Origin of the sequence: Microbacterium sp. (assembly GCF_036823965.1) — a bacterium.
Lineage (GTDB): Bacteria > Actinomycetota > Actinomycetes > Actinomycetales > Microbacteriaceae > Microbacterium.
The window spans coordinates 255215-267712 of sequence record NZ_DAITBE010000005.1 but is presented as its reverse complement, the minus strand read 5'-3'; the positions used below and the strand labels follow the sequence as shown (position 1 = coordinate 267712).

Here is a 12498-nt window from a genome sequence, read left to right as displayed (position 1 = left end):
GCGGCCTGGTCGATCGGCTTCTCCTGCATGTGGCGCGGCCCGGTCGATCGCGCTCACGCGAGTGGCCGCGAGGAGAACTCGTGCCAACGCGTTGTCTACGCTTGATCCATGACCGAACCCACCGGGGCGCCGACGCCCGGATCCTCGACGCTCACCTTCGAGGTCGTGCACCCGGACAGTCAGATCGGGCGCGACGGTGTGCGGAGGTTCTTCGCAGACATCGTCGGCCGGTACTGGGGTCGCGAAGCCACGACCGACGAGGTCGAACGTGCGATGGTGGACGAGCCGAGCAGCGACCTCGCCGGCGAGACCGGGTTCTTCGTCGTCGTGCGCGGTTCGGGCGAGATCATCGGATGCGGCGGCGTCCGCGTCGTCTCGTCGGAAGTGGGCGAACTGACCCGCATCTTCGTGGATCCGGTCGCGCGGGGGCGAGGGGCGGCACGTGCACTCCTGGGCGAGCTGGAGAGGCTGAGCGCCCTGGCCGATCTGCGCACGCTGCGGCTGACGGTTCGCGAGGACCTCGCCGAAGCTCGCCGGCTGTACGAGGGCGCCGGGTATCGACCAGTCGCGGCGTTCAGTGACTCCCCGTACGCGGACCACTTCCTCGCGAAGGAGCTGTGAGGCCGGGAGCGCTACGGCGTCGCCAGCTCGGCCAGCCGCTGTTCGAGCTGGACGACCTGATCCCGCAGCCGCTGAACGGCCTGCTTCGAGAAGTGCGACAGTGGCGTGTTGAAGATGCTCGATGCGGCATTGTCGTCCGGAAGCAGCCGCCTGAGCGCGGCCGTGATCTCGTCGTCGGTCTCAGCAGCCGCCACGAGACGCGCGATCTCCTCGACGTGCCGGGAGCCATCGATGACCGACTGCAGATGCTGCAGCTGCTGGCGAAGGGATTCGGCCGCGCCGATCGACATCCGCTCCCGGTGCTGTGACCTGTGTCGGTCGATCTGCTCCTGCGTGACGTCGACGGTCAACGGCGTCTCCGTGCGGACGGGCAGCATCACCAGCATCGCGTGCAGCTCGTACGGCCCCGGTTCGAGGTCGCGCCACTGGCTCTCGGTGATGCTGATCCGCACGCGGGCGTAGTCACCCGGATCGAGCGGCACCGGCGCGAGCGCCTGACTGCCGAAGAACCCGAAGCCGAAACCCGTGATGTCGGACCCTGGTCGCGCGAAGACCCCGACCACGTGAAAGGGGTCGCCGTCCGGCTGCCACTGGGTCTCACCGGCGTTCACGACGTCGATGACGAAGACGTCGTTCGCTGCCTGGCTTCGACTCAACGTCGGCCACCGGAGCGCCAATCCCTCCGCGCGTTCCGCACGGCTGCGCCGCACGGGGAACACCTCGGGGTGCACGCTCATCGTCGTCGCCCGTGCGCCGTTCGGGTCTGCCTCGATGTGCGCGATGCGCCAGGTCTTCGCCGACGGCTCAGCCGGTGCGCCGATCGTGACGGCACCCGATTCGGTCCTCCGCAGGACGCGCCACCCATCAGCGGGTGCGTCCTGCGCCGAAGCGGCATCGAGTTCCACGTCGAGTTCGGCGAGGAGCGAGTCGAGCGAGTCGCCTGCCCCGCCCAGCGACGCCGCATCGACATCGAGCGGACCGATCTGCGGATCTTCACCAGCGGAGCTCATCCTCCGATCGTGGCACAGGACCGCAGACAGCAATGAACACCGGCCGCGGATGCCTCGACATCCCGCCGCTATGCTGAGCTCGCACCGAATCGCCCGGTGCGGATCCCTTCTGGTGGTCCCCCCATCGTGAAGGATGCTCCATGACCGACGATTCTGCCGCCCGCACCCCGCTGTCCCGCCGCACCCTGCTCGGTGCTGCCGCCTGGTCCGTCCCGGTGATCGCCGCCACCGTTGCGGCACCGCTGGCCGCAGCCAGCGTCGCCGCGATCGACGCAACCGGCGTCGTGCTGACCTTCACCGATGAGCTCGGCAGCGGAAGCTCCGAGTTCCGGCTCAGCGGACAGGTCGCGCTGCCCTCCCCGCCGCCGTCGGCTGTCACCATGTCAGCGACGATCACGTGGCAGGGCACCGGAGCGAACGCCGGCGCCACGGGCCTGTACCTCTACTCGAACACCACCCCGAGCACCGCGGGGAGCATCCTCGGCTGGACGCTCGTGCAGGGCGCGGCCGATGACGCCCTCCACCAGACCTATGTCTTCCAGACCGTGCTGGCGGCGGGCGTGGCACAGACGACCACCGTGTCGAGCTACGACGGCAACACGCAGAACGGCTTCATGTTCGGCGCCGAGACCATCGTCGGCGGGTTCCCCGAGTACGACGGCATCATCACGATCCGCTTCTCCGCCCCCGGATACAGCGACGGCGTGCTCACGGTCCCGTACACGCGGCCCGCCGTCTGACCCTCCCCGCCAGGCCGCCCCTCCCCGCCGAGCCACCCCTTTTCGCGCGACCCGGCCCCTTGAGCACCGCCCAAAAGGGGCCGCTCGCACAGAAGGGGGCCGCTCGGCACAGGGCGAGGAGGCGCAAGGAACCTCAGTAGATGTTCGAGGGTCCCACCGGCTCGTCACCGCGCATGCTCGCGATCTGGGTGCGCAGCGCGATGTCGTCCCACAGGCGCACCTCCTTCACGATGCGACCCTGGTGCAGCGTGAACTGCGAGATCCCGAGCAGGTCGATCGGCTTGCCGGTGAGCGGGCCGTAGTTCGGCTTCCCGGTGTAGTCGCCGACGAACTTCCAGGTCACGGCGACGCGCAGCCCGGCGTAGCGGACGTCGTCGTGCGCCTGCACGTCGCGTACCTCGAACTGCCCGGCCGGGAAGGACTCCAGCAGCGACAGTAGCGCGCGGCGGTACCCCTCCGGCCGGATGATGTGGCGGTTGCCGACCGTGAGCAGGGTGAGGTCGCGGTGGAAGTACTGCTCCACCGCGCTCAGGTCGCGCTCGTTCCACACCGTGCGGATCAGATCGAGCACGGTCTGCACCTCGGCCCGGTGCTCGTCGGGGCGAGCGCCGGAGTCGCCCGCAGCAATCGGGTCGGTCGGCGCAGCATCCGCCCAACTCGCGACGTATCCGCGGAACAGATGCTCGCGCGCCAGCTCGTCGGGGTCGAACCCGTCCTGCAGCGCCTCTGCGAGCGTGTCGCGCACGACCCACTCCTCGACCATGCGGCCGCGCCGGTACAGGCAATTCGCGATCGTGCGACTCCAGCGTGGAGACAGCAGGTCGCCGACGACCACGAGGTGCGAGCTGAGGAAGGCATCGTCACCCCGCTGCTCCCAGATGATGTCCTCGGTCTGGCTGACGCGATCCGGCGCCTCGGCGATGCGCATGAGCGTGCCCTCGAGCACCTCATCGCGCGTCGTCGCGGTGCCGAAGCCGCCGTGCACGATCGAGTCGGGCTCGTAGTTCTCGCGGATGAAGCTGATCGAGCGGTCCACCCAGATGAGGTCCGTGACCTCGCGGATGAAGTCGTCCGGGTCGGTGTACGGCTGGTAGGCGACGGGGTCGAGGGTCACGGTGTTCACTCCTGCTTCGTTGCGGTGATCGGGGGGTACGGGTCAGGCGAGAGAATCGGCGACGGAGCGCCACCGGTCGGAGAACTCCGCGGCACGGTCGTCCGACCACTGCGGCTCGAACGTGTGCGACGGCGACCAGGCGATGATCGCGTCCTCCAGCGCGAGCTCGGGGTTCATGGCGCAGCGGGCGAGTGCGGCAGCGCCGAGCGGGGTCGCGTGCTGTGACGGATACACGTCGACCGGGATGCGCATCAGGTCGGCCACGGCCTGCATCAGCACCCGGCTCTGGGTGAGTCCGCCGTCGACGCGCAGGCGCTGCAGGGGCTGACCGAGGTCGGCGGCCATCGCCCTGGCGAGCTCGGCGACCTGCGCGGCGATGCCCTCGAGCACGGCCCGCACGAGGTGCTCGCTGCCGGTCGACAGCGTCATCCCGGTGAAGGTGGCCGTGGCATCCGGCCGCCACCACGGAGCCGCGAGCCCGGCGAGCGCCGGCACGCACAGCACCCCGTGCGAGTCGGTGGCTGCGACCCGGTCGAGGTCGGCCGCGGTGTCGATGAAGGTGAGCTTCTCGAGCCATTGCACGGCGGATGCCGCGGTGTACACCTGTCCGTCGAGGCAGTAGGTGTTCCTTCCACCCTGCTGCCAGGCGACCGACGACGAGAGGTTCGCCGACGACCGCACCGCCGTGCGACCGGTGTTCGCGAGCAGGAACGCGCCGGTGCCGAAGGTGCACTTCGCCTCGCCCGGCTGCAGACAGTGCTGCGCGACGAGTGCGGCCTGCTGGTCGACGATCAGGCCGCCGACGGATGCCGTGCCGCCGAACGCCGTGGTCGAACCGGCGATGTCGTCGCTGGCGACGATCGTCGGCATCCGCTCGTCTGCGAGGCCGAAGAGGTCGAGCAGTCCGGCATCCCAGGTCGCGGTGTCGAGGTCGAGCACGAGCGAACGGCTCGCGGTCGAGGCATCCGTCACGAACTCGCCGGTGAGCTGATGCAGCAGCCAGCTGTCCGAGGTCGTGACCACGCCGTCGCGCGTGACGTTCCTGCGCAGCCAGGCCTGCTTCGGCGCACTGAAGTACGGGTCGAGCACCAGCCCCGTGCGCGCGGCGATGTCATCCGCGTGATCCCGCAGCTCGGCGCACACCGTCTCGGACCGCCGGTCCTGCCACACGATCATGTTCGACAGCGGGGCACCGGACTCCGGATCCCACGCCAGCACGGTCTCGCCCTGGTTCGCGAGCGTGACGATGTCGATGTCGGCCCGTGCCCGGTTGACCGCCACGCGTCCGGCGCGCAGCACCGAGTCGAGCACGGCCTGCGGGTCATGCTCGACGCCGCCGCCAGGCAGGTAGGTCGGTCGCACCGACACCTCGCTGAGCGACAGCACCTCGCCCGACTCGTCGACGACGACGGCCTTGGTGCCCGACGTGCCCTGATCGATCGCCAGCACAGTGGTCATGATGTGTCCTTCGATGGTGCGTGGGGCGGAGGATCGGGTCGTCCGCCCCACGGCTTCAGCGCGTGATGTGACGGTGGCGCGCGGTGCGCAGCCACCACGGTCCGTCGGATGCCGGTGCCTCGGCGACCGTCGGGGGACGAAGGTCCCCGACCGCGACACCGAGCTCCGGCAGCATCCCGGCGACGTGGTCCGCGATGCCGAGGGATGCCGTGAGCCCTGTCGAGCGGATCGCGGCGACGTTGATCAGCCGGTCGTTCTTCTCGGACCTCCCGATCACGTAGTTGCTGCCACGGCCGGCGGGGCGCAGCCCCGCATAGCTGGCGATGGGCTCGAGCCCCTCCAGCGCCGGGTACTGCTGCACGGCCTTCGCGAGGATCTCGTCGCGCGCCTCCGGTCGCACCGACCAGTCGTCCTTGTCGTCGAGGTCGACGGCGGTCGGGCCGGCGACGACCTTGCCGTCGAGGGTCGGGAACACGAGCACGCCCTTGGTGCGCTTGGTCGGCACCGGCAGGATGATGCGGTCGAGTGTCGCACCGCCCGGCAGCTCGAACACGAAGAACTCGCCCTTGCGCGGGTAGATCTCGAACGAGTCGTCACCGACCAGCCGCGCGACCTCATCCGCGTGCAGGCCCGCTGCGTTGATCGCCGCGGCGACCTCGAATCGACGTCCGTCCGCCGTCTCGAGCAGCAGTCCGTCGTCGATCGCCGTGATCGCGGTGACCTTCGCGTCGAGCTCGATCCGCGCGCCGGCGGCCAGGGCAGACGCGGCGAGCGCGAGCGCGAACGCGACCGGATCACTGACGGCCTCCCCGGGCACGAGCAGCGCGCCGTCGGACTCGCGCACCTCGACCTGCACCCCGTTCGCCGCTGCGTTCTCGGCGAGGCCGCGCACCGTCTCGTTGTCTTCCTCCGAGTGCGGCACGAGCTCGGCGCCGGTGTGGATCACCGGAACGCCCAGCGCCTCGAGGATCGCCGGACGGATCCCGGCCGCCCGCAGGATCAGTTCGGTCTCGAGCTGACCCGGCGTCGAGTCGAAGCCGGTGTGCAGCACACCGGAGTTGGTGCCGCTCGCGGCGAGCGCGAGCGCGGGCTCCGCTTCCAGGAGCACCGCATCGACCCCCCGGTGCGCGAGCGTGTACAGCAGGGCCGACCCCACGATGCCTCCACCGATGATGGCGACAGGGCGGGACGGAGAGTGCGACGACATGATGGTTCTTCCTTCAGTGGGTGGTACGAGCAGTCTGGCGCGGGACGGACGGTGTCAGGGAGCCTCGGTGACGGCGTCTTCGTCGAAGATGCGGTCGACGTCGACCATGTCGGGCATGGTCATGCCCTTCCGACCGCGGGTGGCGAGGAGGAAGACGAGGTATGCGACGCCGATCACGAACATGATGCCGACGTACAGCCGCGGCTGCTCGAAGGATGCGTCGCGGAAGATCAGCAGCTCGTAGACGAGCCAGATGCTCGCGAGGATCAGCACCGGGATCTCCCAGCGCCCGAGGCTGAAGCCCTTGCTCGCCGGCAGGGATCTGCGCTTCACGATGTAGAGCAGCACGGTGCCGGCGTAGATGATCGCGGGCAGCAGGGTGGCCGCGGAGAACAGGATGAAGAGCGCGTCGCTCGTGCCGCTGAACACGGCGAGGATGCCCTGCGTGATCACGAGATAGGCGACGGTCGCGGCAACCGGGGTATGCCGGCTGCGGTGCACGCGGCGCAGCACCTGCCAGCCGGGGAAGCGCTCGTCGCGCGACATGGCCCAGATCAGGCGGGTGCCGCTGAGCGTGATGACCAGGCCGCAGGAGAAGATCGAGATCACGACGAGCACGAGCAGTCCTTTGCCGACCACAGGGCCGAGCACCGAGGTGATGACGGTGGCGACGGGAGTGGCGGACTTCGCGAGTTCGGCGGTGTCTCCGGCGAGCGCGGTCACGGCGATCAGGAACAGCATCCCCAGCACGCCGAGGGCGATCACGGCCTGCACCATCGCCCGGGGGATGACGCGCTCGGGGTTCTTCGTCTCCTCGGCGAGGTTGGCTGCCGACTCGAAGCCGACGATCGTGAAGGCGCCGAGCAGGAAGGCGAGCGGGAAGGGTCCGGCGTCCGTGAGTCCGCCGAAGTCCCAGTAGGCGGCTTCGGCGACCGGGGCGGTGGCGAAGAGCTGGCTGAAGTCGAGGCGGCCGAGGGCGGCGCCCACCGCGAAGAGCAGCACGGTGATGCCGATCATGCCGATGATCTGCACGGTCACGGCGACCTCGTTCACCCGGTTCGTGGCCTTGGTGCTCAGCGCGACGAGGATCGCCTGCAGCAGCATCACCACTGCCGTGATCACCCAGCAGTTCGCGGGTGTAGGACTGTAGCTCAGGAGTTCGGGGAGGATCGTGGCGGCGATCGTGTAGTCGACGGCCACGACGACGATCACGAGGAAGGCGAACGACACCCAGCCGGTGAGCCAACCGAGGATCGGATTCGCAAGGCGCGAGACCCACTGGTAGGCGTACCCGCTGATCGGGATGCGGGCCGCGAGCGCACCGAAGATCAGGGCGACCATGGTCTGCCCGACCACGGCGATGGGCCAGCCCCAGATCCCCCGGGGCCCGCTGCTGTTGAGCACCGCGCCGTACGCGGTGAAGATGCCGGTGGCGATCGACACGAAGCCGAATGCCACGGCGAAGGAGGCGTAGAGACCCAGCTCGCGCTTCATGCGAGTGCCTGTCTGACCGACGGATGGGGTGGTTACCGCTTCAGGAGATTCCATGGCACGACCTTCGTTGGGCGGAGTTGGTATAGACCAACTTGGTGTATACCAAGGTACGCTAAAGGCATGGCGGGTAGCGTGTCAATGGTGACCACGGATGCGGCGGCAGAATTTACAGCGGCGAAACCTGGCGAGCCCGCATACCTCCGCATCGCGAGCGAGCTGCGCACCCGCATCGAGTCCGGCGAGTTCCCCCTCGGCTCGCCCCTGCCGGCGGAGCGCGAGCTGTGCGTCGAGCTCGGCGTGAGCCGCATGACCGTGCGCCGAGCCCTCGGCGTGCTCGAGCAGGACGGCCGCGTGCACCGCGACGGCACCCGCGGCACCTTCGTGTCGGAGCCCCGCGTGCGACTGCGCCTCGGCTCGTTCTCGCAGGAGGTCGCCCGCGCCGGACGCCAGCCTGGCGCCGAGCTGTTCTGGGCGGAAGAACGACCAGCGGATGCCGCCGTCGCCGCCGGCCTCGGAGTCGAGCTCGGGCATCCGGTCTACGCGCTGCGACGCCTCCGTCGCTCGAACGACGAGCCCCTCGCCGTGGAGACGACGTACTACCGCGCAGACCTCGTGCCCGGCCTGCTCGACGGCGATCTCAGCGGATCACTGTGGGAAGAGGTGCGCCGTCGCTTCGACATCACGCTCTCCCGCACCTCGGCCGAGCTCGAGGTCGTGGTGCTCGATTCCGAGACGAGCGCGCACCTCGGCTCCCGGCACGCCTCTGGGGGACTGCAGCTCACGCGTCGCACCTTCACCGATTCGGGCGCCTGCCTGGAGTTCGCGGTCGACGTGTACCGCGCAGATCGCGTGTCGCTCATCATCGAGCGTTCGGTCGACGACGAGTGATCACGGTCTTCGATCTCGACGGCGTGCTCACGCGCTCCGACACCATGGCGACGCTCGTGTTCGCCCGGCTGCGGGTGCGCCCGTGGCTGGTGATCCCGGTGGCGGTGCTCGGGATGATCGCCGCCGTGGCGCGCGCCGACGGACCACTGCGGCCGAGGTGCAACCGCGCGATCGTGTCGGTCGCGCTGCGCGGCGTCAGCGAGCGCGGCTACCGGCGGCTCGTGCAGCGCGTGTCCGTGCGGCTGGCTCGGCGCAGGGGCAACAGCTCGGCCGCCGTGATGCGCGAGCTCCGCACCGCTCGCCGTGAGGGTGAATGCATGGTGTCGACCGCGACCGAGCACTCACTCGCATTGCGGTACCTCGAAGAGCTCGGCGTGACGGGTGTGCCGGTGCTCGCCTCACGGTTCGAGTTCCCACAGGGCGGCCCGCGATTCCGGTGGCACAACGTCGGCGAGAACAAGGTCGCCTCGTTCCGGAGCGCGCAGCCCGGCGAGCGGATCGGCACGTTCTACACAGACTCGGCGAGCGACCTGCCCCTGGCCCGGCTCAGCGAGCGGACGGTGCTCGTCGGAGCATCCCGCCGCTCCCGTCGCAAGTTCGCCAGCGCCGGCGTGCCGGTCGAACGGCTCGCCGGGCACTGAGCCCCGGCCCGGCCTACAGGACGGTCGGCAGCACACCACCGTCCGACCGCAGCGCAGCACCGTTCGTCGCCGACGACAACGGACTCGCGAGATATGCGACGAGGTGCGCGATTTCCTCCGGCTCGATGAACCGCTGCAGCAGCGAGGTGTCGCGGATCAGCGAGCCCTTCAGCTCGTCGACCGTCATCGCGTTCGCGGCGGCGATGCGCTCGACCTGATCCGCCACGCCGTCGGAGTAGGTCGGGCCGCCGAGGATGGTGTTGATCGTGACCCCGGTGCCGCGCGTCAGCTTCGCGAGGCCGTTGGCGAGAGCGAGCGCCGCAGCCTTCGTCGCCCCGTAGTGGACCATCCCGGCCGGCACGTCGACCGCCGACTCGGTGCCGATGAAGACGATTCGGCCCCAGTCCTTCGCGAGCATGGCCGGCAGCAGAGCCCGCGACAGGCGGACGGCACTCATCACGTTGGTCTCGAAGTACCGCGTCCACTCGGCATCGTCGATCTCCTCGAACGCGACCACGTCGAAGACGCCCGTGTTGTTCACGAGCACGTCGACGTCACCGAGCGCCTCGAGCAGGGCGCTGACCTCGGCAGGATCGGACACGTCTGCGGCGATGCCTGAGACCTCGGCATCCGGCACCTCGGTGCGCAGCCGCGCCACCGCATCAGCGACCCCGCGCTCCGAGCGTCCGTTCAGCACCACCGCAGCGCCTTCCGCGGCGCAGGCGGCTGCCACCGCGAAGCCGATGCCCTGCGTCGAGCCGCTGATGAAGACCTTCTTGTCCGCGAGTTCGAGATCCACTGCGTGTCCGTCCTTGCTGTCGATTTACTTTCCTGGGAAAGTCAACGGTAGCATCAGTTTCCTGAGCAAGTCACGGTCTAGGCTGGGAGCATGACAGGACCGGAGTCGGAGGCGGCGCTCGATCACGAGGAGCTCGAGACCTGGTCCGCGCTCGCGACGCTCCTCGAGTGGTTGCCGGCAGCGCTCGACGGTCAGCTGCAGCGGGATTCCGGCATCAGCCACTTCGACTACGGCATCCTCTTCGCCCTCTCACAGGCAGACAGCCGCACGCTGCAGATGACGCAGCTGGCGAGCTATGCGAACAGCACGCTGTCACGCCTCTCGCGCGCCGTCGCTCGACTCGAAGCGCGCGGCTGGGCACGGCGTGCGCCCGATCCGCGCGACGGTCGCATCACCCTGGCGACGCTCACCGAAGACGGGGCGGATGCCGCGCGCGCCGCGGCTCCCGGACACGTCGCCCTCGTGCGGAGGCTCGTCTTCGAGGCGCTCACCCCGGCCCAGGCGCGACAGCTGCGCACCGCGAGCCGCCGCATCACCGGTGCGATCCGCGACGAAGGCGCATGGGTGCCGTCGGCATGACCGACGCATCCGCGGAGAGCCGTGGTGCCTGGCGCCGCGAGGACAACACCGTCGTGCTCCACGAGGTGCAGGTGCCGCACGAGGTGCCGTCGCCCTTCGCGATCCTCTCGGAGAGCGTCTTCGTCGAGGTGCCGCTCGAATTCGATCCGCACACGCATCCGCTCCACGAACTCGTGTGGGTACGCGGCGGCACCATGACCGTTCGACTCGCGGATTCGATCGTGACCGTGCCAGACGGGCACGGGCTGTGGATCCCCGCCGGCACCGTCCACGCCGGGCGGACGACCGCGCGCATGGTGCTCTTCGACGCCCTGTTCGACCCGGATCGCTCGCCGGTCGAGTTCGACCGCGCGACGCCGATCCAGGTGACGCCGGTGCTGGCATCGCTGCTGACGCACCTCGAGCGGAGGGATATCGCCGACGACGCCCGCACCCGCGCTGAGGCCGTCGTGTTCGACGTGCTCGCTCCGTCGTCGCAGCAGCTCACGCTGCAGGTCCCGCGGGCAGAGCGGGTCGGCCCCATCGTCTCGGCACTCATCGACGACCCGACCGACGAGCGGATGCTGAGCGAGTGGGCCGAACTCGTCGGCACGAGCGAGCGCACGGTCGCCCGCCTGTTCCGCGCCCACACCGGGCTGTCGTTCCTGCAGTGGCGGCAGGCGCTCCGCGTGCACCACGCCCTCGCACTGCTGTCGGAGGGGCTCGCGGTGCAGGAGGTGTCGGAACTGATGGGCTACGCCCAGTCGAGTACGTTCATCGCCTCCTTCAAGCGGGTGATGGGCACGACGCCAGGCGCGTACCTGGCCAGCACAGCCTCGACGGCGACCGCCGCGACACCGGAAGCGTGAGTCGCCGGCTGTCCGAAACGCCGCATCGGGTGTCGCAGAGCATCGATTGCGGACGCGCACGCACCGACCTAGCCTGATAAGGCAAGGTAACCCTAAATACAGTTCGGCCGTCTGCCCGCTGTTCGGCCCGGTGCCTGCATCCCTCCCGCTTCCCGACGCAGGGTTCCCTCATGACTGCTGCCCACCGACCGTCCGCTCCGACGGGTTCGTCCGGCTCCCCGGATGGCGCGCGCGTCGCCTCGCGTCTCGCCGGAGACCGGCTGGCCCTCGGGTTCGGCAGGCAGCTGGTCGTCGACGGCGTCTCGGTCGAGCTCCTGCCCGGCCGGGTCACAGCGCTCGTCGGTCCGAACGGCTCCGGCAAGTCGACCCTGCTGCGCGGGCTCGCCAGGCTCCACCCCGTCTCGGACGGTCTGGTCGTGCTCGGCGGCGGCACTGCGACGGATGCTCCGGAACGCCCCGTCGCCGCACTGAGTGCCAGGGAGTTCGCCACGGAGGTGACGCTCTTCGCGCAGTCCCGCCTCGCGCCGCAGGGGCTCAGCGTGCGCGAGGTCGTCGCCTTCGGTCGGCATCCGTACCGTCGCCGGTTCGCCGGGATGAGCGACCACGACCGAGCCGCCGTCGACCACGCGCTCGATGCGACCGGCGTGCGAGGAATGGCCGAGCGGGCGGCAGGTGAGCTCTCCGGTGGCGAGCTGCAGCGCGTCTGGCTCGCCGCGTGCCTCGCCCAGGAGACCGGGGTCGTGCTGCTCGACGAGCCGACCAACCACCTCGATCTGCGGTACCAGATCGAGACGCTCGACCTGATCCGCGACCTCGCCGAAGAGCACGGTGTCGCCGTCGGCGTGGTGCTGCACGACCTGGATCACGCCGCCCGCGTCGCCGACGACCTGCTGCTGATGAAGTCGGGGCGGATCCTCGCCGCCGGCTCGCCGATCGACGTGCTCACAGCCGAGAACATCGGCGCCGCCTACGAGCTGCGTGTCGAGGTCGCACTCGATGCGCACACGCGTCGGCTGCGCATCGACCCGGTCGGGCGCCACGCGCCGCGGCTGCACGAATCCTCTGCTTCCCCCTCCACCGACCGTTCCTGAGAGGACAC

General features: G+C 69.7%; 13 protein-coding genes. 7 read left to right on the top strand and 6 right to left on the bottom strand.

Going from position 1 to position 12498, the window contains the following annotated elements; translation table 11 throughout:
• Positions 1–108 precede the first annotated feature (108 nt).
• Positions 109–621 (top strand): GNAT family N-acetyltransferase, encoded by a 513-nt coding sequence (locus tag V7Z82_RS11135; RefSeq protein ID WP_334151466.1) that lies wholly within the window; start codon positions 109–111, stop codon positions 619–621.
• Between the two features lie 11 nt (positions 622–632).
• Here V7Z82_RS11135 and V7Z82_RS11130 read toward each other — a convergent pair whose 3' ends face one another.
• Positions 633–1631, bottom strand: coding sequence for a hypothetical protein (locus V7Z82_RS11130; protein ID WP_334151463.1), 999 nt, complete (start codon positions 1629–1631; stop codon positions 633–635).
• A 140-nt stretch (positions 1632–1771) separates the two neighbouring features.
• On the opposite strand from V7Z82_RS11130, the gene V7Z82_RS11125 reads away from it, so the two are divergent.
• The gene (locus V7Z82_RS11125; protein ID WP_334151460.1) at positions 1772–2371 is read left to right on the top strand and encodes a hypothetical protein; all 600 of its coding nucleotides are present in this window, start codon (positions 1772–1774) and stop codon (positions 2369–2371) included.
• A 133-nt stretch (positions 2372–2504) separates the two neighbouring features.
• Here the strand turns inward: V7Z82_RS11125 and V7Z82_RS11120 are convergent, their stop codons facing one another.
• The 4 genes from V7Z82_RS11120 to V7Z82_RS11105 are packed head-to-tail and all read right to left on the bottom strand — an operon-like array spanning position 2505 to position 7644.
• Complete coding sequence (locus tag V7Z82_RS11120) at positions 2505–3494, bottom strand: nuclear transport factor 2 family protein (protein ID WP_334151457.1); 990 nt, start codon at positions 3492–3494, stop codon at positions 2505–2507.
• A 33-nt stretch (positions 3495–3527) separates the two neighbouring features.
• Positions 3528–4943, bottom strand: coding sequence for an FGGY family carbohydrate kinase (locus V7Z82_RS11115; RefSeq protein ID WP_334151455.1), 1416 nt, complete (start codon positions 4941–4943; stop codon positions 3528–3530).
• Between the two features lie 55 nt (positions 4944–4998).
• Complete coding sequence (locus V7Z82_RS11110) at positions 4999–6150, bottom strand: NAD(P)/FAD-dependent oxidoreductase (protein ID WP_334151452.1); 1152 nt, start codon at positions 6148–6150, stop codon at positions 4999–5001.
• Between the two features lie 54 nt (positions 6151–6204).
• Positions 6205–7644 carry an APC family permease gene (locus tag V7Z82_RS11105; protein WP_334151450.1) on the bottom strand — a complete coding sequence of 480 codons (1440 nt, stop codon included), beginning with the start codon at positions 7642–7644 and terminating at the stop codon, positions 6205–6207.
• A 120-nt stretch (positions 7645–7764) separates the two neighbouring features.
• Here V7Z82_RS11105 and V7Z82_RS11100 point away from each other — a divergent pair, with 120 nt between their 5' ends.
• Positions 7765–8532 carry a GntR family transcriptional regulator gene (locus V7Z82_RS11100; RefSeq protein WP_334151447.1) on the top strand — a complete coding sequence of 256 codons (768 nt, stop codon included), beginning with the start codon at positions 7765–7767 and terminating at the stop codon, positions 8530–8532.
• Positions 8529–9173 carry a haloacid dehalogenase-like hydrolase gene (locus V7Z82_RS11095; protein ID WP_334151444.1) on the top strand — a complete coding sequence of 215 codons (645 nt, stop codon included), beginning with the start codon at positions 8529–8531 and terminating at the stop codon, positions 9171–9173. Before V7Z82_RS11100 ends, V7Z82_RS11095 begins: the two co-directional genes overlap by 4 nt.
• Positions 9174–9186: 13 nt before the next feature.
• Here the strand turns inward: V7Z82_RS11095 and V7Z82_RS11090 are convergent, their stop codons facing one another.
• Positions 9187–9972, bottom strand: a complete 786-nt coding sequence (locus V7Z82_RS11090; RefSeq protein WP_334151442.1) for an SDR family NAD(P)-dependent oxidoreductase — start codon at positions 9970–9972, stop codon at positions 9187–9189.
• 90 nt (positions 9973–10062) lie between these two features.
• On the opposite strand from V7Z82_RS11090, the gene V7Z82_RS11085 reads away from it, so the two are divergent.
• The 3 genes from V7Z82_RS11085 to V7Z82_RS11075 all read left to right on the top strand — a co-directional run bounded on the left by V7Z82_RS11085 (position 10063) and on the right by V7Z82_RS11075 (position 12490).
• Positions 10063–10551, top strand: coding sequence for a MarR family winged helix-turn-helix transcriptional regulator (locus tag V7Z82_RS11085; RefSeq protein WP_334151440.1), 489 nt, complete (start codon positions 10063–10065; stop codon positions 10549–10551).
• The gene (locus V7Z82_RS11080; RefSeq protein WP_334151437.1) at positions 10548–11399 is read left to right on the top strand and encodes a helix-turn-helix transcriptional regulator; all 852 of its coding nucleotides are present in this window, start codon (positions 10548–10550) and stop codon (positions 11397–11399) included. Before V7Z82_RS11085 ends, V7Z82_RS11080 begins: the two co-directional genes overlap by 4 nt.
• A gap of 170 nt (positions 11400–11569) precedes the next feature.
• Positions 11570–12490, top strand: coding sequence for an ABC transporter ATP-binding protein (locus V7Z82_RS11075; RefSeq protein ID WP_334151435.1), 921 nt, complete (start codon positions 11570–11572; stop codon positions 12488–12490).
• Positions 12491–12498 lie beyond the last annotated feature (8 nt).